This window comes from Kitasatospora sp. NPDC058444 (genome assembly GCF_042721415.1).
Classification (GTDB): domain Bacteria; phylum Actinomycetota; class Actinomycetes; order Streptomycetales; family Streptomycetaceae; genus Kitasatospora.
On the sequence record NZ_JBHXLL010000034.1, the window covers coordinates 25,206 to 49,581 of the forward strand.

Annotated in this window: 21 protein-coding genes and 2 tRNA genes; 6 read left to right on the forward strand and 17 right to left on the reverse strand. The window is 72.1% G+C overall.

Annotated features, from left to right (window positions below; all coding sequences use genetic code 11):
- The 5 genes from mreC to ACFWP2_RS28560 form a co-directional block, all read right to left on the reverse strand.
- Complete coding sequence (gene mreC / locus ACFWP2_RS28540; protein ID WP_380456601.1) at positions 1 to 972, reverse strand: rod shape-determining protein MreC; 972 nt, start codon at positions 970 to 972, stop codon at positions 1 to 3.
- 115 nt (positions 973 to 1,087) lie between these two features.
- A complete protein-coding gene (locus tag ACFWP2_RS28545) occupies positions 1,088 to 2,113 on the reverse strand; it encodes a rod shape-determining protein (RefSeq protein ID WP_031076009.1) in 1,026 nt (341 codons plus the stop codon).
- Between the two features lie 332 nt (positions 2,114 to 2,445).
- Positions 2,446 to 2,859, reverse strand: a complete 414-nt coding sequence (gene ndk / locus ACFWP2_RS28550) for a nucleoside-diphosphate kinase (RefSeq protein WP_380456603.1) — start codon at positions 2,857 to 2,859, stop codon at positions 2,446 to 2,448.
- Positions 2,860 to 2,979: 120 nt separating this feature from the next.
- Complete coding sequence (locus ACFWP2_RS28555) at positions 2,980 to 3,330, reverse strand: DUF4233 domain-containing protein (protein WP_380456605.1); 351 nt, start codon at positions 3,328 to 3,330, stop codon at positions 2,980 to 2,982.
- Between the two features lies 1 nt (position 3,331).
- The gene (locus ACFWP2_RS28560; protein WP_380456607.1) at positions 3,332 to 4,723 is read right to left on the reverse strand and encodes a bifunctional folylpolyglutamate synthase/dihydrofolate synthase; all 1,392 of its coding nucleotides are present in this window, start codon (positions 4,721 to 4,723) and stop codon (positions 3,332 to 3,334) included.
- Between the two features lie 185 nt (positions 4,724 to 4,908).
- Between ACFWP2_RS28560 and ACFWP2_RS28565 the strand changes: the two genes are divergently transcribed.
- From ACFWP2_RS28565 to ACFWP2_RS28575, 3 genes are all read left to right on the forward strand, one after another.
- Positions 4,909 to 6,342 (forward strand): glycosyltransferase family 2 protein, encoded by a 1,434-nt coding sequence (locus ACFWP2_RS28565; RefSeq protein WP_380456609.1) that lies wholly within the window; start codon positions 4,909 to 4,911, stop codon positions 6,340 to 6,342.
- Between the two features lie 45 nt (positions 6,343 to 6,387).
- Positions 6,388 to 7,533: a non-hydrolyzing UDP-N-acetylglucosamine 2-epimerase gene (gene wecB / locus ACFWP2_RS28570; RefSeq protein ID WP_380456611.1), complete on the forward strand. Its 1,146-nt coding sequence runs from the start codon at positions 6,388 to 6,390 to the stop codon at positions 7,531 to 7,533.
- Between the two features lie 176 nt (positions 7,534 to 7,709).
- Positions 7,710 to 9,260, forward strand: a complete 1,551-nt coding sequence (locus ACFWP2_RS28575; protein WP_380456613.1) for a chitinase — start codon at positions 7,710 to 7,712, stop codon at positions 9,258 to 9,260.
- Positions 9,261 to 9,307: 47 nt separating this feature from the next.
- Here ACFWP2_RS28575 and ACFWP2_RS28580 read toward each other — a convergent pair whose 3' ends face one another.
- Together ACFWP2_RS28580 and ACFWP2_RS28585 are read right to left on the reverse strand one after the other, a co-directional pair.
- Positions 9,308 to 9,832: a hypothetical protein gene (locus ACFWP2_RS28580; RefSeq protein WP_380456615.1), complete on the reverse strand. Its 525-nt coding sequence runs from the start codon at positions 9,830 to 9,832 to the stop codon at positions 9,308 to 9,310.
- A 311-nt stretch (positions 9,833 to 10,143) separates the two neighbouring features.
- Positions 10,144 to 12,783, reverse strand: coding sequence for a valine--tRNA ligase (locus tag ACFWP2_RS28585; RefSeq protein ID WP_380456617.1), 2,640 nt, complete (start codon positions 12,781 to 12,783; stop codon positions 10,144 to 10,146).
- 185 nt (positions 12,784 to 12,968) lie between these two features.
- Here ACFWP2_RS28585 and ACFWP2_RS28590 point away from each other — a divergent pair, with 185 nt between their 5' ends.
- A complete protein-coding gene (locus ACFWP2_RS28590) occupies positions 12,969 to 13,730 on the forward strand; it encodes a hypothetical protein (RefSeq protein WP_380456619.1) in 762 nt (253 codons plus the stop codon).
- A 72-nt stretch (positions 13,731 to 13,802) separates the two neighbouring features.
- On the opposite strand, the gene clpX is transcribed toward ACFWP2_RS28590, so the two are convergent.
- From clpX to ACFWP2_RS28615, 5 genes are all read right to left on the reverse strand, one after another.
- On the reverse strand, positions 13,803 to 15,092 hold the full coding sequence (gene clpX / locus ACFWP2_RS28595; RefSeq protein ID WP_045696864.1) for an ATP-dependent Clp protease ATP-binding subunit ClpX: 1,290 nt from the start codon (positions 15,090 to 15,092) through the stop codon (positions 13,803 to 13,805).
- Positions 15,093 to 15,401: 309 nt separating this feature from the next.
- On the reverse strand, positions 15,402 to 16,064 hold the full coding sequence (locus ACFWP2_RS28600) for an ATP-dependent Clp protease proteolytic subunit (RefSeq protein WP_380456621.1): 663 nt from the start codon (positions 16,062 to 16,064) through the stop codon (positions 15,402 to 15,404).
- A gap of 56 nt (positions 16,065 to 16,120) precedes the next feature.
- The gene (locus ACFWP2_RS28605; RefSeq protein WP_380353544.1) at positions 16,121 to 16,741 is read right to left on the reverse strand and encodes an ATP-dependent Clp protease proteolytic subunit; all 621 of its coding nucleotides are present in this window, start codon (positions 16,739 to 16,741) and stop codon (positions 16,121 to 16,123) included.
- Between the two features lie 267 nt (positions 16,742 to 17,008).
- Positions 17,009 to 18,400, reverse strand: coding sequence for a trigger factor (gene tig, locus ACFWP2_RS28610; RefSeq protein WP_380456623.1), 1,392 nt, complete (start codon positions 18,398 to 18,400; stop codon positions 17,009 to 17,011).
- A gap of 307 nt (positions 18,401 to 18,707) precedes the next feature.
- Positions 18,708 to 18,781: transfer RNA gene (locus ACFWP2_RS28615), tRNA-Pro, on the reverse strand.
- A gap of 195 nt (positions 18,782 to 18,976) precedes the next feature.
- On the opposite strand from ACFWP2_RS28615, the gene ACFWP2_RS28620 reads away from it, so the two are divergent.
- A tRNA-Gly gene (locus ACFWP2_RS28620) sits at positions 18,977 to 19,047 on the forward strand.
- Positions 19,048 to 19,118: 71 nt separating this feature from the next.
- Here the strand turns inward: ACFWP2_RS28620 and ACFWP2_RS28625 are convergent.
- Entirely contained in the window at positions 19,119 to 19,706 is a 588-nt protein-coding gene (locus ACFWP2_RS28625; protein ID WP_380456625.1) for a hypothetical protein, read from the reverse strand.
- A 190-nt stretch (positions 19,707 to 19,896) separates the two neighbouring features.
- Between ACFWP2_RS28625 and ACFWP2_RS28630 the strand changes: the two genes are divergently transcribed.
- Positions 19,897 to 20,688, forward strand: a complete 792-nt coding sequence (locus ACFWP2_RS28630) for a DUF6348 family protein (protein WP_380456627.1) — start codon at positions 19,897 to 19,899, stop codon at positions 20,686 to 20,688.
- Positions 20,689 to 20,721: 33 nt separating this feature from the next.
- Here ACFWP2_RS28630 and ACFWP2_RS28635 read toward each other — a convergent pair whose 3' ends face one another.
- The 4 genes from ACFWP2_RS28635 to ACFWP2_RS28650 all read right to left on the reverse strand — a co-directional run bounded on the left by ACFWP2_RS28635 (position 20,722) and on the right by ACFWP2_RS28650 (position 24,204).
- Entirely contained in the window at positions 20,722 to 20,919 is a 198-nt protein-coding gene (locus ACFWP2_RS28635) for a hypothetical protein (RefSeq protein ID WP_380456629.1), read from the reverse strand.
- A gap of 477 nt (positions 20,920 to 21,396) precedes the next feature.
- Positions 21,397 to 22,536, reverse strand: a complete 1,140-nt coding sequence (locus ACFWP2_RS28640) for a PP2C family protein-serine/threonine phosphatase (RefSeq protein ID WP_380456631.1) — start codon at positions 22,534 to 22,536, stop codon at positions 21,397 to 21,399.
- Between the two features lie 451 nt (positions 22,537 to 22,987).
- Positions 22,988 to 23,473, reverse strand: a complete 486-nt coding sequence (locus ACFWP2_RS28645) for a ribose-5-phosphate isomerase (protein ID WP_359914820.1) — start codon at positions 23,471 to 23,473, stop codon at positions 22,988 to 22,990.
- A gap of 131 nt (positions 23,474 to 23,604) precedes the next feature.
- The gene (locus tag ACFWP2_RS28650; protein ID WP_380456633.1) at positions 23,605 to 24,204 is read right to left on the reverse strand and encodes a biotin transporter BioY; all 600 of its coding nucleotides are present in this window, start codon (positions 24,202 to 24,204) and stop codon (positions 23,605 to 23,607) included.
- Positions 24,205 to 24,376: the final 172 nt, after the last annotated feature.

The window sequence follows — 24,376 nt, forward strand, 5'->3', positions numbered from 1 at the left end:
TCAGTTCCCCCCAGTGGGCTTGGCGGGCGGGGCGGCGGGCGCGGTGGCCGGGGCCGGGCCGGGCGCGGAGGCCGGGACCTGGCCCGGTGCGGCGGTCGGCTGGCCCGCGGCGGGGGCTGGCGGCAGGACGGCGTCGCGCGGGTCGGCGCGCGGCGGCACGACCACGACGCCGACCAGGTCCAGCCGGGTGAACTGGACGAAGGGCTCGACCAGGACGGTCTTGGTCAGCTGGCCGGCGTTGGCCTGGACCTCGACGACCTTGCCGACCGGGACGCCGGGCACGAAGGGGCGGCCGCTCTGCGAGCCGAAGGTGACCAGCCGGTCGCCGGCCTTGACCTGGGCCTTGCCGTTGAGCAGCGAGACCTTCATCGGGCTGTCGCCGCCGCCGGAGGCGAAGCCGATCTCGCCGGTGCCCTCCAGTCGGGTGCCGGCCGAGAAGCCGGGGTCGGAGGCGAGCAGCACGGTGGCGGTGGTCGGGGCGACGGTGGTGATCCGGCCGACCAGGCCCTGGCCGTTGATCACCGTCATGTCGCGGGTGAGGCCGTCGTCGCTGCCGGCGTCGATGGTGATGGTCCAGGAGAAGCCCTGGGCCGGGCCGATCGCGATGACCTGGGCCGCCTTGACGGTGTAGCCGCCGGCTCCGGCGGTGCGCAGCAGGTCGTCCAGCTGCTTGGTGCGCCCGGTGGCCATGTCGGAGGAGGCGAGCTTCTGCCGCAGTTCGGTGTTCTCGCGGGCGAGCTGGTCGGTGCGGCCGCTGTCGGTGGCCGCGTCCCGGAAGGCGCGGACGGTGTCGGCGACCGGGTCCACGACGGTGGCGGCGCCGCGCTCGACCGGTCCGAGGACACTGGCGGCGGCGTGCCGGGCCGGGCCGAGCGGGGAGTCCTCACCGCCCTTGATGTCCACGGTGATGAGCGCGAAGGCGACGGCCACCAGCAGGATGAGCAGCAGCCGGCTCTCTCGTGTGTCCCTCACGGTGCTGGTACTGCCCCTTCGTACCTGGCCGCCGCCCGGGGCTGTGGGGCCCGGGCGGCGGCCCGTTCAGTCGAGTGTCGGATGTGACGCGTGGTGCCGGTGGTGCGGCGGCCTGTCAACGACGCGGCGAGGCGTCGAGTACCTGCTGGAGCGCCTCGAACTCCTCGACGCACTTGCCGGAGCCGAGGGCGACGGAGTCGAGCGGGTTCTCCGCGATGTGGATCGGCATGCCGGTCTCGCGGCGCAGCCGCTCGTCCAGGCCGCGCAGCAGGGCGCCGCCGCCGGTGAGCACGATGCCCCGGTCCATGACGTCGCCGGCCAGCTCGGGCGGGCACTGGTCGAGGGTGGTCTTGACCGCGTCGATGATCGAGTTGACGGGCTCGTCGATGGCCTCGCGCACCTCGGCGGCGGAGATCACCACGGTCTTGGGCAGGCCGCTGACCAGGTCGCGGCCGCGGATCTCGGCGTGCTCGTCCTTCTCGCCCTCCAGGCCGAAGGCGCTGCCGATGCTCATCTTGATCTGCTCGGCGCTGCGCTCGCCGAGGAGCAGCGAGTACTCCTTCTTGATGTGCTGGACGATCGCGTTGTCCAGCTCGTCGCCGGCCACCCGGATGGACTGGGCGGTGACGATGCCGCCGAGCGAGATCACGGCGACCTCGGTGGTGCCGCCGCCGATGTCGACGACCATGTTGCCGGTGGCCTCGTGGACGGGCAGGCCGGCGCCGATCGCGGCGGCCATCGGCTCCTCGATGATGTGCACCTGGCGGGCGCCGGCCTGCGAGGAGGCCTCGATGACGGCGCGGCGCTCGACGCCGGTGATGCCGGAGGGCACGCAGACCACGACGCGGGGGCGGGCGAGGTAGCGGCGGCGGTGGATCTTGAGGATGAAGTACCGCAGCATGCGCTCGGTGATCTCGAAGTCGGCGATCACGCCGTCCTTGAGCGGGCGGATGGCGACGATGTTGCCCGGGGTGCGGCCGATCATCTTCTTGGCCTCGGCGCCGACCGCGAGGATCCCGCCGGTGTTGGTGTTCACCGCGACGACGGACGGCTCGTTCAGGACGATGCCCTTGCCCCTGACGTACACCAGCGTGTTGGCTGTTCCGAGGTCGATCGCCAAGTCGCGGCCGATGAACGACAGGTTGCTCGCCATGGGGTGTGGGTGCCTTCCCGGGCTCGGAGTTCATGGGGGGGTGGACGGATGCGCGCGCCCACGCTTGGGCGGAGACCAGCTGAGCTGCCTTACCGGGCCCTTGAGTCGCGTCCATCGTAGTCACGCCTCGCGGTACGGACGTCGACGTGGGGCATGCCGTCCATTGTCCGGGGCGTGATCGCATCTCCGAGGATTGGGACGCCGTGTCGGCACCCCCAGTTCCCTATTTCACGATAAGAATGCCCCGGCCGGGCCAATGGTCCCGACCGGGGCGGTACTAACGTCCCGCCGGGCGTGTCGCCCGGTTCCCGCCCGCCTGATCAGGCGTGCGCGGGGAAGAAGATCTTGATCTCGCGCTCGGCGGACTCCGGGGAGTCGGAGGCGTGGATCAGGTTCTCGCGGGTGATCGTCGCGTAGTCGCCGCGGATGGTGCCGGCCCCGGCCTCCAGCGGGTTGGTGGCGCCGGCCAGCATGCGGATGCCCTTGACGACCTCCTCGCCCTCGACGATCAGCGCGATCGACGGGCCGGAGGTCATGAACTCCAGCAGCGGCTCGTAGAACGGGCGGCCGACGTGCTCCGCGTAGTGCTGCTCCAGCGTCGCCCGGTCGAAGGTGCGCAGCTCGACGGCGGCGAACCGCCAGCCGGCCTTGCGCTCGATGCGGCTGATGATCTCGCCGGCCAGGCCGCGGCGGACGGCGTCGGGCTTGAGCAGGACGAGAGTGCGCTGGGACACGGTGCGTCTCCTGGGGATTCGGTTCGGCAGACAGGTTCGGCAGACAGTCGGGCGACGAGCGGCGCCGACAGGGCAGAGGTTACCTTGCGTACACGGCGTGTCGGTCCGCCGGTCCGGGCCTCAGACCTGTACGGCGGCGGCCTCCGCGGCGGCCCGGGCGGCCTTGAACTCGTCCACCTTGCGGCCGTAGTGCACCGAGCACCACCACAGGCCGGCGAAGACCACGCCGAGGCCGAACATGGTCGGCAGGATGAAGCCGGCGGCGATCAGTCCGATCTGCAGCGCCCAGCCGATCTGCACCGCGCCGGGGCGGTTGATCATGCCGCAGAGCAGCACGCACAGCGCCATCGCGATGCCGCTGACCGTCCAGATCTCCGCGGTGGAGACATCGGAGAGCCGCATCGCGACCAGCGCCGCGAACATGATCAACAAGAATTCGCCGATCAGCGTCGAGGAGCAGAGCGTCCTCATGTCACTTCCTCCCGAGCAGCAGGCGGGCCTCGCCCACCGTGATGACCGAACCGGTGACCAGCACCCCGGCGCCGCCGAGGTCGCCCTCCTCCTCGGCGAGGGTGACGGCGGCGGCGATGGCGTCGTCGAGGCGGGGCTCCACCTGGACGCGGTCCTCGCCGAAGACCTCGACGGCCAGGGCGGCGAGCGCGTCGACGTCCATCGCGCGGTGGGTGGAGTTCTGGGTGATGACCACCTCGGCCAGGATCGGCTCGAAGGCCTCCAGCACGCCGGCCACGTCCTTGTCCCCGGAGGTGCCGATCACGCCGACGAGCCGGGTGAAGCCGAAGGACTCGGTGAGCGCGGCCACGGTGGCGCGGGCGCCGTGCGGGTTGTGGGCGGCGTCCAGGACGATCGTGGGGCTGCGGCGGACGACCTCCAGGCGGCCCGGCGAGGAGACGCCGGAGAAGGCCTGGCGGATCTTGTCCACGTCCAGCTGCCCGCCGCGCGCGCCGCCGACGCCGAAGAAGGCCTCGACCGCGGCCAGGGCGAGGGCCGCGTTGTGCGCCTGGTACTCGCCGTGCAGCGGGATGAAGACGTCCTCGTACTCCTCGCCGCCGAGTCCGCGCAGCGTCACCAGCTGGCCGCCGACGGCGAGTTCACGGCGGATCACGCCGAACTCCATGCCCTCGCGGGCGACCGTGGCGTCCACCTCGACGGCGCGGCGCAGGATGGTCTGGGCGGCGTCCAGCTGCTGCTGGGCGACGACGGCGACGGCGCCGGACTTGATGATCCCGGACTTCTCGACCGCGATCTCGCCGGTGGTCTCGCCGAGCTTGTCGGTGTGGTCCAGCCCGATCGGGGTGATCACCGCGACGGCGGCGTCGATGACGTTGGTGGCGTCCCAGGAGCCGCCCATGCCGACCTCGACCACGGCGACGTCCACCGGGGCGTCGGCGAAGGCCGCGTAGGCCATGCCGGTCAGCACCTCGAAGAAGGACATCGGCACCGGCTGCGCCGCGTCGACCATCTGCACGTAGGGCTCGATGTCGCGGTAGACCTCGACGAAGCGCTCGGGGGTGATCGGGGCGCCGTCCAGGCTGATCCGCTCGGTGACGGACTCCACGTGCGGGCTGGTGTAGCGGCCCGTGCGCAGCTCGAAGGCGTTGAGCAGCTGCTCGATCATCCGGGCGGTGGAGGTCTTGCCGTTGGTGCCGGTGATGTGGATGGAGGGGAAGGACCGCTGGGGCTGGCCCAGGATGTCCATCAGCGCCTCGATCCGGTCGAGCGAGGGCTCCAGCTTGTTCTCCGGCCAGCGCTTGGAGAGCTCCGCCTCCACGTCGCGCAGGGCGTCGCCGGTGCCGCCGTCGGCGGGGCGGATGGTGTACGGGTTCGGGTCGGCCTTGTCGCTCACGACCACAGTCTACGGAGCGCCGGGGGGTCCTCCTCACGGGGTGAGAACGACCACTTTGCCCGTTCTCTCCCATGATCAGCTAGTTTCCTCCCTTTACTATTGATTTAGCGATTTGACCCGCAATGAAGCATCGATATCGCAACCGACAGGAGTCATCTGCCTTTGATCACGAGGAGCGCTGAGCCATGCCCGACGCCCTGCACGAGTGGATCGTGCTTCGCCAGGACACCGTCGTCGGTGTCGCCGGACTGATCTCCCTGGGACTCGTCGGCTACATGCTGCTGGTCTTCGGACGCTTCCTCGTGTACTGGGCGGGCTCCCGGCACGCCTTCCGGCACAGCCGCCCCGCCGAGCCCGGCGACCCCGCCGCCTTCCGGTGGCACCTGGTGATCCCCTGCCGCGACGAGGAGGCCGTGGTCACCCAGACCCTGGACGGCCTGCGGGCCTCCGCGCCCGAGGCCCACCTGTGGGTGATCGACGACGACAGCGAGGACGCCACCCGCGAGCTGGTGCTCGCCGCCGCGGCCCGCGACCCGCGGATCCACCTGGTCCAGCGCCGCCGCCCGCACGCCCGGATCGGCAAGGGCGCCGCCCTCAACGCCGCCTACCGGGCGATCTCCGCCTGGCTGCCCGAGGGCACCGACCGCTCCCGGGTGGTGATCGGCGTGGTCGACGCCGACGGGCGGCTCGACCCGGGCACCCTCGCCCAGGTCTGCAACGCCAAGGCGCTCGGCCGGCCCGACACCGGCGCCGTCCAGATCGGCGTCCGGATGCGCAACGCCGACGACGAGCTCCCGCTGCCCGGCCGCGGCCGGGCAGCCAACGCCCTGGCCCGCGCACTGGTGCGGATGCAGGACGTCGAGTTCCAGGCCACCAACACCGGCATGCAGCTGCTGCGCCGCCGCACCGGCAGCGTCGGCCTCGGCGGCAACGGCCAGTTCGTCCGGCTCACCGCCCTCGACTCGCTGACCGCCGAGGAGGGCCGGGCCGGCCGCCCCTGGCCGGAGCGCGCCCTGCTGGAGGACTACGAGTCCGGCCTCGACCTGCGGCTGGCCGGCTGGCGGCTCACCCACGTCACCGAGGCCCAGGTCTCCCAGGAGGGCCTGATCTCGCTGCGCCGCTTCCTCACCCAGCGCACCCGCTGGGCCCAGGGCAACATGCAGTGCCTGCGCTACACCGGCCGGGTGCTGCGCTCGCCGCACTACACCCCGTCCGGCAAGGCCGAGGTGCTGTACACCTTCCTCCAGCCGGTGGTCTGCGTCCTGCTGGTGCTGCTCTTCCCGCTCTCGCTCGGGATCACCGGCGCCGGGCTGGTGCTCTTCCCGGCCGAGACCGCCGACTTCCAGCTCAGGTTCGGCCCGTGGATGCTGCTCGCCTTCGTGCTCGCCACGCTGCCGATGGTGTTCTGGGGCTTCGCCTACCGCAGGGCCGTCCACCCCGACCGCGGCCGGCTCACCGGACTGCTCTGGGGCTTCCTGGTCTGGCTCTACGCCTACCACCTGTTCGTGGTCGCCACCCGGGCCGCGGTCCGGATGCTGCTCGGCCGCAACGGCTGGGCCAAGACCCGCCGCAACGCCGAGAAGGTCGCCCTCGGCGCCCCCACCGCGCTCGAGTCCTGAGCCGCCCCCACGCTTCCCCTCCCCCACGCCCCACCGGAGTCCCGCATGAGCCCGTGCCTGCCCCCGTCCAGCGTCGCCGTCGTCCTCGGCACCCGCCCCGAGCTGGTCAAGCTCGCCCCGCTGATCCACGAGCTCGGCGACGCCACCCGGCTGGTGCACACCGGCCAGCACTGGGACGAGGCGATGTCCGGCCGCTTCCTGCGCGACCTCGACCTGCCCGCGCCCGAGCTGCTCACCGGTGTCGGCGGCCGCCCCCGGGCCGGCCAGATCGCCCAGTCGCTGGGCCAGCTGGACGCCGCCTTCGCCGAGGACCGCCCCGCGGCCGTGGTCGTCCAGGGCGACACCAACGCCACCCTGGCCGGGGCGCTGGCCGCCAACGCCCGGGGGATCCCGCTGGTCCACGTCGAGGCCGGGCTGCGCAGCTTCGACCGGGCGATGCCCGAGGAGCACAACCGGGTGATGGTCGACCACGTCTCCGACCTGCTCTGCGCGGCCACCGGGGAGAACGTCGCCAACCTGCGCGCCGAGTCGCTGGCCGAGGAGCGGATCGAGCTCACCGGCAACACCGTCGTCGAGGTGGTCCGCCGTCAGCTGCCGGACGAGGCCGCCCGCGCCGCGCTGCTCGCCGCGCACGGGCTGCGCCCGGACGGGTACGTGCTGGCCACCGTGCACCGCCCGGAGAACACCGACACCGCCGAGGCGCTCGGCGCGGTGCTCGCCGAGCTGGACCGGATCGCCCGGGCCGGCACCCCGGTGCTGTTCCCGATGCACCCGCGCACCCGGGCCGCCGTCGAGCGCTTCGGTCTGGACGGCCTGCTGGAGCGGCTGGCCGTCACCGGCCCGGTCGGCTACGGCGACTTCCTGGGCCTGGCGAGCCACGCGGCGCTGCTGGTCTCCGACTCCGGCGGCGTGCAGGAGGAGTGCACCGTGCTCGGCCGCCCGCTGCTGGTGGTGCGCCGCTCCACCGAGCGCCCGGAGGCGGTGGCGGCCGGCTTCGCCGCGCTGGTGCGGCCCGGCGAGGAGCTGGGCACCCTGGCCCGCGCCTGGCTCTCCGACACCCCCGAGCGGCTGGCCCGACTGGCGGCCACCCCGAGCCCGTACGGCGACGGCCTGGCCTCGGCCCGGATCGCCGCGCTGACCTCGGCGATCGCCGGGTCGGCCGAGGTCGAGTCCGAGCTGTCGGCCGCCTAGGTCCTCGCCCAGGCGCTCTTGACAGCAGAATTGGTCTACTCCACCTTGTGAGGCAAGTCTCCGTTCCCGACCGGGACTTGAGTTGTCGGTAGCTCCCGCACGCGCACCATCGACACCCCGGACGGCGTTCCTCCCCCACGAGGCGCCGCCGGGCCTCCCCCACTGGAGATGGAGTCATGCCACCTGCCCGACACCGGCGCCCGCGCGCCGTCCGTTCGCTGCTCGCCGGAGTGAGCGCCCTGGCCGTCGGCCTGGGCGGACTCGCCCTGGCCGGCGGCACCGGCGCCCACGCGGCCGACACCGACCTGATCGTCAACGGCGGCTTCGAGACCGGGAACCTGTCCGGCTGGACCTGTTCGAGCGGCACGGCCCAGAGCACCAGCGCGCACTCCGGCACCTACGCCCTGCGGTCCGCCCCCGGCGGGAGCGACACCGGCGAGTGCACCCAGAGCGTCCCGGTGAAGCCCTCCTCCGCGTACACCCTGAGCTCCTGGGTCCAGGGCTCGTACGTCTACCTGGGCGCCCGCGGCACCGGCGGCACCGATCCGAGCACCTGGACCCCCGGCGGCACCGGCTGGACCCAGCTGAGCACGAGCTTCACCACCGGCCCGAACACCACCAGCGTCACCGTCTACCTGCACGGCTGGTACGGGCAGCCGGCCTTCGCCGCCGACGACGTCTCGCTGCTCGGGCCCGGCGGACCGCAGCCGTCCCCGAGCCCGACCGTCACCGCCACCGCCACCGCCACCGCGTCGCCGAGCCCGACGGCCACCGCCACGGACACCGGCGGCCCCACCCCCACCGGGACGTCGACCCCGACCAAGCCCCCGGGCCTGCCCAAGCACATCCTCACCGGCTACTGGCAGAACTTCGACAACGGCGCCACCGTCCAGCGGATCAGCGACGTCCCGGCCGCCTACGACATCATCGCGGTCTCCTTCGCGGACGCCACCGCCACCCGCGGCGGCCTGAGCTTCACCCTCGACCCCGCCCTCTCCTCCCGCCTCGGCGGCTACACCGACGCCCAGTTCAAGGCCGACATCGCGGCCAAGCGGGCGGCCGGAAAACGGGTGGTGCTCTCCGTCGGCGGGCAGAACGGCACGGTCTGGGTCGGCGATTCCGCCTCCGCCGCGAACTTCACCGACACCGCCTGGGCCCTGATGCGGGGCTACGGCTTCGACGGGATCGACATCGACCTGGAGAACGGCATCAGCTCCACCTCCATGGGCCAGGCGCTGCACGCCCTCGCGGCGAGGGCGGGGAGCGGATTCGTCCTCACCATGGCGCCGCAGACGATCGACATGCAGTCGACCGGCATGGAGTACTTCAAACTGGCGCTGAACGTGAAGGACATCCTCACCATCGTCAACATGCAGTACTACAACTCCGGCGCGATGAACGGCTGCGACGGGAACGTCTACTCGCAGGGCACCGAGAACTTCCTCACCGCGCTGGCCTGCATCCAGCTCAAGGGCGGACTGCGGCCCGACCAGGTGGGGCTCGGGGTGCCGGCCTCCACCAGCGCCGCCGGCGGCGGGTACCTCGCCGCCGGTACGGTCAACAACGCGCTGGACTGCCTGGCCTCCGGGACCAACTGCGGCAGCTACAAGCCGGACACCACGTGGCCGGGCATCGGCGGCGCGATGACCTGGTCGACCAACTGGGACGCCAAGGCGGGCAACCCGGTGGCGAACACCATCGGTTCGCACCTGCACGCCATGCCGTAGGGCCGCACAGGCCCCGAGCCGCGGCTCGTGGCCGCCCGGGCCGGGGCTCAGACCCCGGCCCGGGCCTCCGGCACATGCGCGGCGCCGCCGTGCCGACGGCGCAACTCGGCCGTGATCTCGGCCAGTTCACCGTCGGGCAGCAGCGGCAGCATCATCGCGACACCCTGCAGCAGACCGCCGAGCAGGAAGGTGGTGTCGGGGGTCGCGGCCACCAGACCGCGCACCTCGGCCACCTCGCCGGCCGCCACCGCCTCGATCAGCCGGGCGGCGTTCGCGGTCTCCTCGTCCACCTCGACCGCGCCGGTGTCCTCCGGGGCGCGCCGGGCCATCGCCCGCAGCACCCGGTCGCCGACCTCGGGGGCGTACGCCTTGCGGACGGCCTCGGCGGCGATCCAGGTGAGCAGGGTGGTCACCTCGCGCTCGGCGTGCTCGGCGAACAGCAGGTCCAGCTCGTGGTCGAACGCGATCTGGTTGCCGTGCCGGAACGCGAGCAGCAGGGTCGCCGCCCTGGCCTTGGCCTCCGCCACCGCCTCCACAGGCAGTTCGTCGGCCAACTCCTCGGTCACCACCACGCCATGCCCTCCCGTCCGTCGCTCAGCAGGAACGCTCAGCGGAAAACGCCCATTCGGAAACTCCGTGCACACGGTACACAGCGGACCTGCAAACTTCCGCGAACCCGCGCGGGCAAGACCGGAATCAATTCGCTCGGAATAGGACCTCACCCGGTCGCAGGATGATAATTCGCCGGAAGGGAGCAATGTCCCTGGGCTATTTGGTGTAAGGAAAGCACCCGCGAAGCCGTTCCCGGAACCGGAGCCGGAAAACGCCGAGGGGCCGCACCCCGCGCGTCGCGGAGTGCGGCCCCTCGGGGAGCCTGCCGGGATCAGCCCTGCGGCAGCGCCGCGAGCTGGGCGGTGATCCGGGCGATGTCGGCCTCGGCGGCCTCCTGACGGCCCCGGATCTTGGCGACCACCTCGTCCGGCGCCTTGGCGAGGAACGCCTCGTTGCCGAGCTTGGCGGTGGTCTGGGCCTTCTCCTTCTCGGCGGCCGCGAGGTCCTTGGCCAGGCGCTTGCGCTCGGCCGCGACGTCGATGGTGCCGGAGAGGTCCAGCGCGACGGTGGCACCGGCGACCGGCAGCGAGGCGGTGGCCGCGAAGCCCTCCTCGGGAGCGGTCAGCCGCAGCAGCGAGCGGATCGCGTCCTCGTGGACGGCCAGCACGGTGCCCGCCAGCTCCAGCTGGGCCGGGACGCGCTGCGCGGGCTGGAGGCCCTGGTCCGAACGGAACCGGCGGACCTCGGTGACCACCTGCTGGAGCGTGGCGATCTCCGACTCGGCCGCCGCGTCACGGTAGCCGCTGTCCTTCGGCCACTCGGTCACGACCAGCGACTCGGCGCCGGTGAGCGCCGTCCACAGCGCCTCGGTGACGAACGGGACGACCGGGTGCAGCAGCCGCAGGGTGACGTCCAGGACCTCGCCGAGCACCCGGCGCGAGGCGTCGGCCTGCGCGCCGCCCTTGGCCAGGGTGGTCTTGGAGAGCTCGACGTACCAGTCGAAGACCTCGTCCCAGGCGAAGTGGTACAGCGCGTCCGAGACCTTGGCGAACTCGTAGTCGTCGTACAGCGCGTCCACCTCGGCGACGGTGGCGTTCAGCCGCGACAGGATCCAGCGGTCGACCGCGGTCAGCTCCTCCGGCGCGGGCAGCGGGCCCTCGACGGTGGCGCCGTTCATCAGCGCGAAGCGGGTCGCGTTCCAGATCTTGTTGCAGAAGTTGCGCGAGCCCTTGACCCAGTCCTCGCCGATCGGGACGTCGGCGCCCGGGTTGGCGCCGCGGGCCAGGGTGAAGCGGACGGCGTCGGCGCCGTAGGCGTCCATCCAGTCCAGCGGGTCCACGGCGGTGCCGGAGGACTTCGACATCTTCTTGCCGAACTCGTCGCGCACCAGACCGGTCAGGGCGACGGTCTTGAACGGCGCCTCGCCGTCCATCGCGTACAGGCCGAACATCATCATCCGGGCGACCCAGAAGAAGATGATGTCGTGGCCCGTCACCAGGACGTCGGTCGGGTAGAACTTCTCCAGGTCCGCGGTGCGCTCCGGCCAGCCGAGCGTGGAGAACGGCCACAGGCCGGAGGAGAACCAGGTGTCCAGGACGTCCGGGTCCTGGACCCAGCCCTCGCCGGTCGGCGGCTGCTCGTCCGGACCGACGCAGACGACCTGGCCCTCGGGGCCGTACCAGACCGGGATCCGGTGGCCCCACCAGAGCTGGCGCGAGATGCACCAGTCGTACATGTTGTCGACCCAGTCGAAGTAGCGGCGCTCCAGCTCCTTCGGGTGGATCTCCACCTTGCCGTCGCGGACGGCGTCGCCGGCGGCCTTGGCCAACGGCTCGACCTTGACCCACCACTGGAGCGACAGCCGCGGCTCGACCACGGTGTGGCAGCGCGAGCAGTGGCCCACGGCGTGCATGTACGGGCGCTTCTCGGCGACGATCCGGCCCTGCTCGCGCAGCGCGCCGACGACGGCCGAGCGGGCCTCCAGCCGGTCCATACCGAGGAACGGGCCGTGCACGGTGATCGCACCGCGCTCGTCCATGACCGTCAGGTTGGGCAGGTCGTGGCGCTGGCCGATGGCGAAGTCGTTCGGGTCGTGCGCGGGCGTCACCTTGACGGCACCGGTGCCGAACTCCGGGTCCACGTGCTCGTCGGCGACGACCGGGATCTCACGGTCGGTCAGCGGCAGCTTGATGGTGCGGCCGACCAGGTGCCGGTAGCGCTCGTCCTCGGGGTGGACGGCCACCGCGGTGTCGCCCAGCATCGTCTCGGCCCGGGTGGTCGCGACGACGATCGAGTCCTCGCCCTCGCCGTAGCGGATCGAGACCAGCTCGCCCGGCGTCTCCTCGTGCTCCACCTCGATGTCGGACAGCGCGGTGAGGCAGCGCGGGCACCAGTTGATGATGCGCTCGGCGCGGTAGATCAGGCCGTCGTCGAAGAGCCGCTTGAAGATGGTCTGGACGGCCTGGGACAGGCCCTCGTCCATGGTGAAGCGCTCGCGCGACCAGTCCACGCCGTCGCCGAGGCGGCGCATCTGGCCGAGGATGCGGCCGCCGTAGCTCTTCTTCCACTCCCAGACCTTCTCGACGAAGGCCTCGCGGCCCAGGTCGTGCCGGGACAGGCCGTCCTCGGCGAGCTGCTGCTCGACCTTGTTCTGGGTGGCGATGCCGGCGTGGTCCATGCCGGGCAGCCAGAGCGTCTCGAAGCCCTGCATGCGCTTGCGGCGGGTCAGCGCGTCCATCAGCGTGTGCTGGAAGGCGTGGCCCAGGTGCAGGACGCCGGTGACGTTCGGCGGGGGGATGACGATCGTGTACGCGGGCTTGTCGCTCTTCGCGTCCGCGGTGAAGTACCCACGCTCCACCCAGCGCTCGTACAGCTCGCCCTCTACGTCCGCGGGGGTGTAGGTCGTCGGGAGGGTTGCTGCTTCGTCCCCGGCAAAGGTGCTCACGGGGCGCTGGTTCGTCGTGTCGGTCACGACGCACAGTTTACGTAACCGGGGGGAGGGTCACGAACCGCTTTCGGTTCGCGGACCTGCCCCGTACGGGCGGCCTCCGGGCGATCACCGTGCGGTAGCGTGCCCGGGCGCTCGTCCGGCGGACCGGACGGGCGCGGGACGACTTCACACCACCGGGCCATCCGCGACGCCATGAAGGTTGCCAAGTGACCGACCAGACCCCCTACGGCGCACCGGCGCCGTCCCCCAACCCGCCCTACGGCGCCCCCGTACCGCCGCAGGCGCCGTACGGCCAGCCCGGACAGCCCGGCTACCCCGCGCCCGACCAGGCCGGCTACCCCGGCTACGGCGCGTACGCGCCGGTGCCGCCGCCGCGCAAGTCCCGCAAGACGCTGTGGATCGTGCTCGGCACCCTCGGCGCCGTGCTGCTCCTGGGCGGCGGCACCCTGGGCTACTTCGCCTGGAACGTGGCCAGCAACGCGGGCACCCAGAAGGTCGTCCTGCCGGCCACCTTCAAGGACCTCACCCTCAGCAGCGACAACGCCGTCACCTCCGCCATGGAGAAGGCGATGACCGACAGCCTCGGCAAGGGCGACGGCAACTGGAAGCCCGTCGGCGTGGCCGGCCTGTACGAGAACGCCCAGTCGGAGCCGCAGCTCATAGCGGTCGGCGCCTACGGCAAGGTCCTGATGCCGAAGCAGGAGCTGGACCAGGCCTTCAAGGGCGCGGCCGGCGGCGGCACCAAGATCAACGACCGGCGCACCATGGACGCCGGGCCCAAGGGCGGCACCATGGAGTGCGGCGTGATGGTCGAGGCCGACGGCAACGTCGGCATGTGCGCCTGGGCCGACAGCAGCAGCCTCGTCATCGTGATGCGGATGCCGGACGAGAACGGCGGCCAGCCCGACCTGGACAAGCTCGCCGGCGAGACCCGCGACCTGCGCGCGGCGGCCGAGGTCGCGAAGTAGGCGCCACCCGGCACACGCGAAGGGGCCCCGCACCGATCCGGTGCGGGGCCCCTTCCGTGTCGCAGGCCCGGGTCAGGCGCTCTTCTCCCGGCGCTCGCGCTTGATCATGTCGCGCGGCACCAGGGTCGGGATGGCGTGCTTGGAGACCACGTCGCCGGTGACCACCACGCGGGCGACGTCCTGGCGCGAGGGGACCTCGTACATCACGGACATCAGCACCTCCTCCATGATGGCCCGCAGCCCGCGCGCGCCGGTGCCGCGCAGGATCGCCTGGTCGGCGATCGCCTCCAGCGCGTCCCGCGAGAACTCCAGCTCCACGCCGTCCAGTTCGAACAGCTTGCGGTACTGCTTGACCAGCGCGTTGCGCGGCTCGGTGAGGATCTGGAGCAGCGCCTCGCGGTCCAGGTTGTGCACGCTGGTGATCACCGGGAGACGGCCGATGAACTCGGGGATCATGCCGAACTTCACCAGGTCCTCGGGCATCACCTGGCGGAAGTGGTCGCTGGCGTCCGACTCCCGCTTGGAGCGGATGTTGGCGCCGAAGCCGATGCCCTTGGCACCCGCGCGGCCCTCGATGATGCGCTCCAGGCCGGCGAACGCGCCGCCGACGATGAACAGCACGTTGGTGGTGTCGATCTGGATGAACTCCTGGTGCGGGTGCTTGCGCCCGCCCTGCGGCGGCACCGAGGCCGTGGTGCCCTCCAGGATCTTCAGCAGGGCCTGCTGCACGCCCTCGCCGGAGACGTCCCGGGTGATCGACGGGTTCTCGCTCTTGCGCGCGACCTTGTCGATCTCGTCGATGTAGATGATCCCGGTCTCGGCCTTCTTGACGTCGTAGTCGGCCGCCTGGATCAGCTTGAGCAGGATGTTCTCGACGTCCTCGCCGACGTAGCCGGCCTCGGTCAGCGCGGTGGCGTCCGCGATCGCGAACGGCACGTTGAGCATCCGGGCCAGGGTCTGCGCCAGCAGCGTCTTGCCGGAGCCGGTGGGGCCCAGCAGCAGGATGTTGGACTTGGCCAGCTCGATGGCGTCCTCGCGGCCGTTGCCGCCGCTGCGGCCCGCCTCACCGGCCTGGACGCGCTTGTAGTGGTTGTAGACGGCGACCGACAGCGCCTTCTTGGCGAGGTCCTGGCCGACCACGTACTGGTCCAGGAACTCGTAGATCTCGCGCGGTTTCGGGAGTTCCTCGAAGCGCACCTCGGAGGTCTCGGCGAGTTCCTCCTCGATGATCTCGTTGCACAGGTCGATGCACTCGTCGCAGATGTACACGCCTGGGCCGGCGATCAGCTTCTTCACCTGCTTCTGCGACTTGCCGCAGAACGAGCACTTGAGCAGGTCGCCACCGTCTCCGATGCGTGCCACGAGGTGCTTCCCCTTCGCCAGGGGCCCCGCAAGGTTCCGGGGCCTGGTGCTGTGGACCGTCAACGCCGACGGCGCTCGGTCTCGCTATCCGACGGTACTCTGCCGGGCCCGTGATTCCGGCCTCTTCGTCAGGTCTGCCCTACGCCCTGGGCGAATTGATACCGAACAGATGCCGTCGCGCGGGCCCGCCGATGGGCCGGGGCGGGGTGCGCAACCGTGTGCGCACCCCGCCCCGATGGGCCCTCTCCCCCAGCCCGGCGGCTGGACGGTACCCAGCCCGGTGGCAACCGGGAGGAGAGGGAGCCGACCTCAGGAGGTCAGCGAGGTCTTGCGGGTGGAGATGATCTGGTCGACCAGGCCGTACTCGACGGCCTCCTCGGCGGTCAGGATCTTGTCGCGCTCGATGTCGTCGCGCACCTGCTCCGCCGTCCGGTTGGAGTGCTTGGAGAGCATCTCCTCCAGCTGCTCGCGCATCCGGAAGATCTCCTTGGCCTGGATCTCCAGGTCGGACACCTGGCCGCGGCCGGTCTCGGTGTACGGCTGGTGGATCAGGATGCGGGCGTTCGGCAGCGCCATCCGCTTGCCGGGGGTGCCGGCGGCGAGCAGCACGGCCGCGGCGGAGGCCGCCTGGCCCATGCAGACCGTGGTGATGTCCGGCTTCACGTACTGCATCGTGTCGTAGATGGCCGTCAGGGCCGTGAACGAGCCGCCGGGCGAGTTGATGTACATCTGGATCTCGCGGTCCGGGTCCATCGACTCCAGGCACAGCAGCTGCGCCATGATGTCGTTCGCCGAGACGTCGTCGACCTGCGAGCCGAGGAAGATGATGCGCTCCTCGAACAGCTTGGCGTACGGGTCGTACTCACGGATGCCCTGCGTGGTGCGCTCGACGAAGCGCGGGACGATGTAGCGGCCCTCGGCGCGCATGTCCTCGACGCGGGCCTTGGCGGCCGACAGGCTGGGGATGTTCATGGGGGTCCTTGTCCTCCGGGGCGTTGTGGCTGTGGTCTCGCGGGCCGGGCCGAGGCTCAGGCAGCGCCCGTGCCGCCGCCGCCGGGGACGTCCGCGGCGCTGTGCATGATCGCGTCGATGAGGCCGTACTCCAGGGCCTCCTCCGGGGTGAACCAGCGGTCGCGGTCGGAGTCGGCGGTGATCTGCTCGAAGGACTGGCCGCTGTGGTGGGCGATCAGCTCGGACATCCGCTTCTTGGTGCGGAGCAGCTGCTCGGCCTGGATGCGGATGTCGGTGGCGGAACCGCCGAGGCCCGCGGAGGGCTGGTGCATCAGGATGGTCGAGTTCGGCAGCGAGAAGCGCTTGCCGGGGGCACCCGCGGTGAGCAGGAACTGGCCCATCGAGGCCGCCATGCCCATCGCGATGGTGACGACGTCGTTCTTGATGTACTGCATGGTGTCGTAGATCGCCATGCCGGCCGAGATCGAGCCGCCCGGGGAGTTGATGTAGAGGAAGATGTCCTTGTCCGGGTCCGCGGCCAGCAGCAGCAGCTGCGCGGTGATCTTGTTGGCGATGTCGTCGTCGACCGCCTGGCCGAGGAAGATGATCCGCTCGTTGAGCAGCCGGTTGTAGACCTGGTCGCCAAGGCCGCCGAGCACGTCACCAGCGGCGGCGTGCGGCGCCATCGGGCCAGGCATCTGCATCTGCGGGAACGTCACTTAGCCACCTGCTCAGTCGGTTTGGACGGTCGCTCCACGGCCGTCACGATGTCGCACAGCTTCCGGGTATCACGTCGTGATTGTCGCTGTCCAAGGACCCTAACGCGCAGGCCGGGCCGCAGAATCCCTCACGCAGAACTGTTCGCTGTGAGCGCAGGGTCGCGGCGGCCGCGGCCGGGACGACAGCGGGCCCGGACACCGTACGGCGTCCGGGCCCGCTGCAGCCTGGAGGGGCTACCGGGGCGCTCAGGCCTCGGTCTTCTCCTCGGCGGCGGTCTCCTCGGCGGCGGCCTCGACGGTCTCGGCCGTCTCGTCCTCGTCGTCGAAGTTGATCTCGTTGCCCTCGGTGTCGACGACCTTGGCGGCCTCGACCACGGTGGCCAGCGCCTTGCCGCGGGCGACCTCGCCGACCAGCAGCGGAACCTGGCCGCCCTGGACGACCTGCTGGGCGAACTGGTCCGGGGTGAGGCCCGAGCCGGCGGCGCGGCGGATGAGGTGCTCGGTCAGCTCCTCCTGGTTAACACCCAGCTCCTCGTTGGCGACGATCTGGTCCAGGACGAACTGGGTCTTGATGCCCTTCTTCGCCTGCTCCTCGATCTCCGCGTCCCACTCCTCGCGGGTCTTGCCCTGGGTCTCCAGGAAGGCGTCGAGGGTGAGGCCCATCGGCTGGAGCTGGTGGTGCTCCACGTTGTGCTTGCGGGTCTCGACCTCGTCCTTGAGGAGCTTCTCGGGGTACTCGATCTCAACCAGGGCGAGCAGCGCGTCCAGGACCTTCTCCTGGGCCTGGGTGGCCTGGTCGTACTCCTTCATGCGCTCCAGGCGCTTGCGGGAGTCGGCGCGCAGGTCCTCCAGGGTGTCGAACTCGCTGGCCAGCTGGGCGAACTCGTCGTCCAGCTCCGGCAGCTCCTTCTCCTGGACGGCGGTGACGGTGACGGTGACCTCGGAGGTCTTGCCCGCCTGGGTGCCACCCTTGAGCTCGGTCTCGAAGGTCTTCTCGTCGCCGGCCGACAGGCCGACGACGGCCTCGTCGATGCCGTCGATCAGGCGGCCCGAGCCGATCTCGTAGCTGACGCCGTTGGCGGTGCCGTCCTCCGGCACCTCGCCGTCGACCTTGGCGACCAGGTCCACGACCACGATGTCGCCGTCGGCGGCGGCGCGCTCGACGTCCTTGACCGACGAGAAGCGCTCGCGCAGCTGCTCCAGCGACTTCTCGATGTCCTCGTCGGAGACGGCGATCGGGTCGACGGCCACCTCGATGGAGGAGAACTCCGGCAGGGTGATCTCCGGACGGATGTCCACCTCGGCGGTGAACTTCAGGTCACCGCCGTCGGCGATCGTCTCGACACCCTCGATGTTGGTGATGTCGGGCTGGCCGAGGACCTCGATCTTGCCCTCGTCGACGGCCTGCGTGTAGAAGCGCGGCAGGGCGTCGTTGACGGCCTCCTCCAGCACGGCGCCACGGCCGAAGCGCTGGTCGATGACCCGGTTCGGGATCTTGCCCTTGCGGAAGCCCGGGACCGAGACCTGCTGGTTGATCTTCTTGTACGCCGCGTCGAGGCTGGGCTTGAGCTCCTCGAAGGGCACCTCGACGGTGAGTCGAACCCGGGTCGGGTTCAGAGTCTCGACGGCGCTCTTCACGGTTTGGTCTCCTATGGGCTTGCGGTCGGTTGTCTCCGCCCGTCCCCGTCACCCGGCCGGAGCCGGAAGGTGGGGTCGGACGAGACGGGCGATGGGCGGTTGGAGCTGCATCTCCCGTGGGGGGTGGACGGTGAGCTTGACTCCTCGCCCTCGTGCGGTCGACCTGGGTTGACGCCACAGGGACTACCGCCAGCGCCCCATCCTACCGGTACCACGAAAGGCGGACGCCAGACGCCACCGTACCGCCGTCGCGCGGCTCCGACACAGAACAGGGCCCCGCCCCGGTGGGCGAGACCCTGCCGCACTGTCGGGGTGACCGGATTCGAACCGACGGCCTTCCGCTCCCAAAGCGGACGCGCTACCAAACTGCGCCACACCCCGTGGTGCCGAGAGGAAGCGTACACGCCGGGCCTGCACGGCTCGCCGACCATTCCGCGCGGGCGCGACCGCGACGTATACCGCGCGGGCGCGGGAGGGGTGCGCACGGGGCGATCCACGAACGGGGTGTGCACGCGGGCGGCCGGACCAGGTAGGCTGTCCCCCGAACTTCCGGCCGGTGACGGTTGGGAGCGTCGTGCGGGCGTAGCTCAATGGTAGAGCCCTAGTCTTCCAAACTAGTCACGCGAGTTCGATTCTCGTCGCCCGCTCTCCGATCCGGCCCCGGTGTGCCCAGCGCACCGGGGCCGTCGGCGTTTGCGAGCCCCCGCGGCCGCCGGCCTCAGAGCCCGAGCCGGGCGGCCCGGGCGGCGGCCCGGTCCAGCAGCTGGTGGACGTCGCCCTCCCGGGTGGTCGGGCGGTCGTTGTACTCGTCCGGGGAGCGCGCCGGGCGGCCGGTGGCGTGCAGCACCTCCATCAGCTGGGTCCGCGCGGTGCGCACGGTGGCCGGGGTGCCGTAGCCGTGCGCCAGGACGGCGGCCTGCGCGCCGAGCAGGCAGACCCGGCCGGCCGCGTCCCACATCGCGCCCTGGAGCCAGCCGTGCGCCCCGATGTAGCGGGAGGCGAGCCGGAGGTGGTCGGCCGCGCTGACCGGGACGGGGCGGGCGGGCCGGCCCAGCGCCCGGTCGAGCAGCGTGGCCCGGGGCTCGGGGTGGCCGGCCCGCCAGGGCCGCAGGACGCTGCCGTACGGGCAGACGTACGGCACCGGGGTCCGCGCGGGGGCGGGCAGCGAGGCGAGGTAGGCCTCGATCTCGGCGACCAGCCCCGAGGCGACCAGTGCCGAGGCGGCCGCCCCCGAGTCGGCCTGGCCGAACGGCGGCGGCCCGGGGGTGACGAGGACGGACGGGCGCGGGGCGGTGGTGCGGGGCATGCGGGTCCTCCGGGCGGACGGCCTTCAGGTTCCGCTGCCCAAAATGGGGCATTCAGGACTTTTCCGCGACCGGAGAGCCGTGGGATCCGCATGGTTTCCCGGCGGGCTGTCGGGCCGATAGCCTCGGCGGCGTTCGAGCGCAGTTCGAGCGCGAGCTCATCCGCCGCGCTCCCGAGGTGGAGGAGTCCCGGTGCGTCCGCAGGAGCGACTGGCCGTCATTCAGCGCTGTGTGGTCCGGGAGATGGCGCGACTGGGCCAGGTCTTCCACCCGGACGGCGAGGTGGTCCGCGGCCCCGGCACCACGGCGGTGGCGGTGCGCGAGCACCCCGGGGACGACGGCGCCGGGCACGTGGACCTCGGCTTCGTGCTGCACCTGGGCCGGGCGGACGCCCCGGTGGTGTGGGACTGCGCGGCCGGCCTCGGCAAGACCGAGGAGGAGAAGCTCGCCAACGCGGTGAAGATGTGGGCGACCACCACCGCCCCGGTGCTGGTCGAGGCGGCGCAGGGCCACGGGGCGCGCGCCGACCGCCCGCACCTGCCCGAACTCCCGGGCTGGCGCGCGGCGCAGGGCCCGGCCGCGGTGTTCGGCTTCGGCAACGAGCACCTGGCGGGCTGGCTGGCCGAGCACCGGGTGCTGCCGGCCCTGGCGCCCGCGCTGCGCGCGGAGTTGACCGGGCCAGGGCCGGTGGGCGTCAAACTCTTCCTGGGCGGGAAGGCGGGGGACGACGTCGCCGAGGTCCGGGTGGGCGGCGAGGTGTCGGAGGCGGCGTCGGCGGCGCTGCGCGCGCTCGACTGGCCGCGGGGTGAACGGCTGTGCTGGGCGCGGCTGTTCGTCCTGCTGACGGCCGAGCCGACGGCATCGGGGCAGCACACGCCGGCGGGTGCCGTGGCACCCGCACCGATGCGTGTCCCGGCCCCGGCGGCGGCGCGGCCCCGGGGACTGTTCGCTCGCTGGCGGGAAGCCAGACGGGCCGGCCGGTGACCCCTCGGCAGGAGTGCGGACGGCCCGGCCGGATCAGCCTCCGGTGATGCCGGAGATGCTGTGCGCGAGGTTGGCCAGCAGCGAGTTGATGGAGCCGGCGACCGTGGTGTCGTGGAGCATGAAGCCGAACAGGGCGGCGACGATCGCGTGCGGGATCTTCATCTGCTTGTTGCGGATGAAGATGATGCACAGGATCGCGAACAGGACCAGTGCGGAGACGGAGAGTGCCACCCGGACTCACTTCCTCGTTTTCATAGCGGGGTGCCGCCGCCCGGCGGCACCTGCGAAAGCCGGACCCCGGCCTGTCCGACGGTCCCGAGGCGGAATCGCGGACCGTCCGGCACAGCGCCGGCGAGGGAGCCCACAGTCGACCGCTGCCTGTCGTGCCGCACGTGACGCCCCCATCCCCCGAATCCTGAACAGTCCCGCCCGGACTCAGTGTGGTCGACCGTGCCGATTGCGTAAAGGTCTGAAAGTCAGCCCAACGCCGATATCCTGCGATGCGAGACGAGTTTCCGCCGACCGGGACGATAGCGGAGCCGCCCTGACGAATCGTCGGCGGGGCCGTGCTGAGCGGCCGGAAAACGGCCGGGGACGGGTAACGGAAGCCGCTGGTCCGCTCCGCCGACGGGGCCTCCGAATTGGCTGAAGATCAGCTGCCAGGCTTGACAGCGGCGGCTGCCCCCGGCATGTGCCCCGGCGGCGGTGTCAGTCGCGCCAGAGCAGCAGGACGGCGCGGTCGTCGTTGATGTCCCGGGCGACCGTCTCGATCAGCGCGGCCGCGGTGCCCGAGCCCGTCCCGGGGCCGCCGCCGGGCACCAGCCGGTCCGCCTCCCCCATCAGCCGGTCCATGCCCTCCGCGAGGTCCCGGCCCGGGGCCTCGACCATGCCGTCGGTGCAGAGCATCAGCACGTCGCCCCGGTTCAGCCGGCCGCGCACGCCGTCGAACTTGGCGCCGTCGTAGATCCCGAGCAGCGGGCCCTCGGCCTGCTTGACCTCCCAGCGCCCCTCCCCGGCCAGCCGCTGCATGCCCGGCAGGTGCCCGGCCGAGAGCAGTTCGTACTCCCCGGTGTCCAGGTCCAGCACCAGGTGGACGGCGGTGGCGAAGCCCTCGTCCCAGGACTGGCGCAGCAGGTAGCCGTTGGCGGCGGGCAGGAAGTCGTGCGCGGGCAGCGAGCCGACCAGGCCGCCGAAGGCGCCGGAGAGCAGCAGCGCGCGGGAACCGGCGTCCATGCCCTTGCCGGAGACGTCCGCGAGGACCACCTCCAGCAGCCGCTGGCCGGGGCCGGTGCGGGCGGCGACCACGAAGTCCCCGGAGAAGGACTGGCCGCCGGCCGGGCGCAGCGCCATGTCCGCGTGCCAGCCGTCCGGCAGCTCGGGCACCCGGCTCTGCACCCGCAGCCGCTCGCGCAGGTCGAACAGCATGGTGGAGCCGCCCCACCAGGGCACGCCGACCCGGGCCCGGAACTGGGCGAGCAGCAGGCCGCCGACCCCGGCGGCGCCGACCACCAGGGCCGCGCCCGGGGTCACGCCGTAGAGGTACGCCTCGGGGTTGTCGCTGGCGACCCGCTGGCCGGTGTGGATCACGGACTCGGAGGAGAGGCCGAGCGCGGCCAGCGCGTAGAGCACCACCAGGCTGCCGGGGCGCAGCAGCAGGGCGCCGGCCAGGATCGGCAGGACGAGGGAGGTGGGCGGGGCCCAGCCGGGGAACCAGATGTTGAGCAGGATCAGCAGAGGGACGAGCAGGGCGAGCGCGCAGAGCACGGGCCAGTCGGCGGCGCCGCCGCGGAAGTAGTCCACACCGGCCGTGCGCAGCCTTCGGCGGACCCGGCGGACCCTCTTGCGCAACCGGGCCGTCACGGACTCGGACGCCGTGGCGGCGCCGGGCCTCGTCGCAGTCGTCTGGGGCGTTGTGCCCGGCGCTCTGCCAGCCATGGGGTCCGACCCTATCCACGGCACGGCCCGGCGTCGACGGGCCGGGGGCGGGCACGGGGGCCGGAGCGCGGGGCGCGCAGCGGGTTTCGGCCGATCGGCGGGGTTGCGGGCGTGCCGTCAGGAGGCGTACGCCGGTTGGGCGTACGAACCGGGCGGGCGGCGCGTGTGCCCCGCGTGCGGGGGTTTTCGCGCGCCGGGGCCTGTGGCCGATCCCACAGGCGGCGCGGGGCCTCTCCGGGCCCGTCGCGCGGGGTCCGGGGCCGTCGCGCGGGGTCCGGGGCCGCCCGGACCCGGCGGCCGGACACAGCGGCGGCCGGTCGCACGGGAGCGTGCGGCCGGCCGCCGGGGCGGGTGGGTGGCGGGATCAGCCCTGCGGGTGGTGGGCCGGGATCGGCGGGAGCTCGCCGGTGGTCTCGTACTCGCTCAGCATCTCGATCCGGCGGGTGTGCCGGGGCTCGCCGCTGTACGGGGTCTTGAGGAAGACCTCGACGAACTCGGTGGCCTCCTCCTGCGTGTGCATGCGGCCGCCGATGGAGATCACGTTGGCGTTGTTGTGCTGACGGCCGAGCTCGGCGGTCTGCACGCTCCAGGCCAGCGCGGCCCGGACGCCCTTGACCTTGTTGGCGGCGATCGCCTCGCCGTTGCCCGAGCCGCCGATCACGATGCCCAGGGCGTCCTCGTCGGCGGCGGTGCGCTCGGCGGCACGCAGGCAGAACGGCGGGTAGTCGTCCTCGGCGTCGTAGATGTGCGGCCCGCAGTCGACCGGCTCGTGGCCGGCCCCCTTGAGCCACTCCACGAGGTGGTTCTTCAGTTCGTATCCGGCATGGTCGGAGCCCAGGTACACGCGCATGCCATGAGTGTGGCATGCGCGTGTGCCGGGGCCCGACAACGGGGGCGCCGGCCGGGTGGGTCGGCGGGGCGGGAGGGCCGGGTGGCCGGCGGATCGGCGCCGGCCGGGCGGATCAGCGCCGGCCGGGCGGATCAGCGCCGGCCGAGCAGCTTCCAGGCCAGCGGCAGGGCGCCGGCCGCGAGGGCGGCCTTGAGGGCGTCGCCGACCAGGTACGGGTAGAGGCCGAGCTCGGCGGCGCGGGCGAGCGACACGTGCAGCGACAGCGCGAGGTACGGGACGCCGACCGCGTAGATGGCGAGGCTGCCGAGGACCATGGTGACGGCCGTGTTGACCGGGGTGCGGTCGGCGCCGCGGCGGGCCAGCGCGCCGGTCAGGGCGGCGGCGAGGACGAAGCCGATCACGTAGCCGAAGGAGGCCGTCGCCCAGCCCGAGGTGCCCTCGGCGAACCAGGGCAGGCCCGCCATGCCGGCCAGCAGGTAGAGCGCGAGCGAGGCGACGCCGCGGCGGGCGCCGAGCGCGGTGCCGACCAGCAGGGCGGCGAAGGTCTGGCCGGTGACCGGCACCGGCGAGCCGGGGACGTTCACCGACAGCTGGGCGGCCAGGCCGGTCAGCGCGGCGCCGCCGGCCACCAGGGCCAGGTCGCGGGCCTGGGCGCCGAGGCGGGTGGAGGCGGCGGGCAGCAGGTCGGCGAGGACGGTGCGGCGCGGTATCGGGGTGGTGGCAGTGGCCATCGGGGCTCCTCCGTGAGAGTCCAGGTGAGTGAACACCTGTGAACCTACGCGGTGATCCACTGGGCGAACGGCACGGTTTCGGACAAACCCCCGGCCTCGGGCGTTGTCGGAACCGAACCGGAACAACTCCTGGTCACAGCATGATCACGGTAGGTTTCGGCGTGGTCCGCAT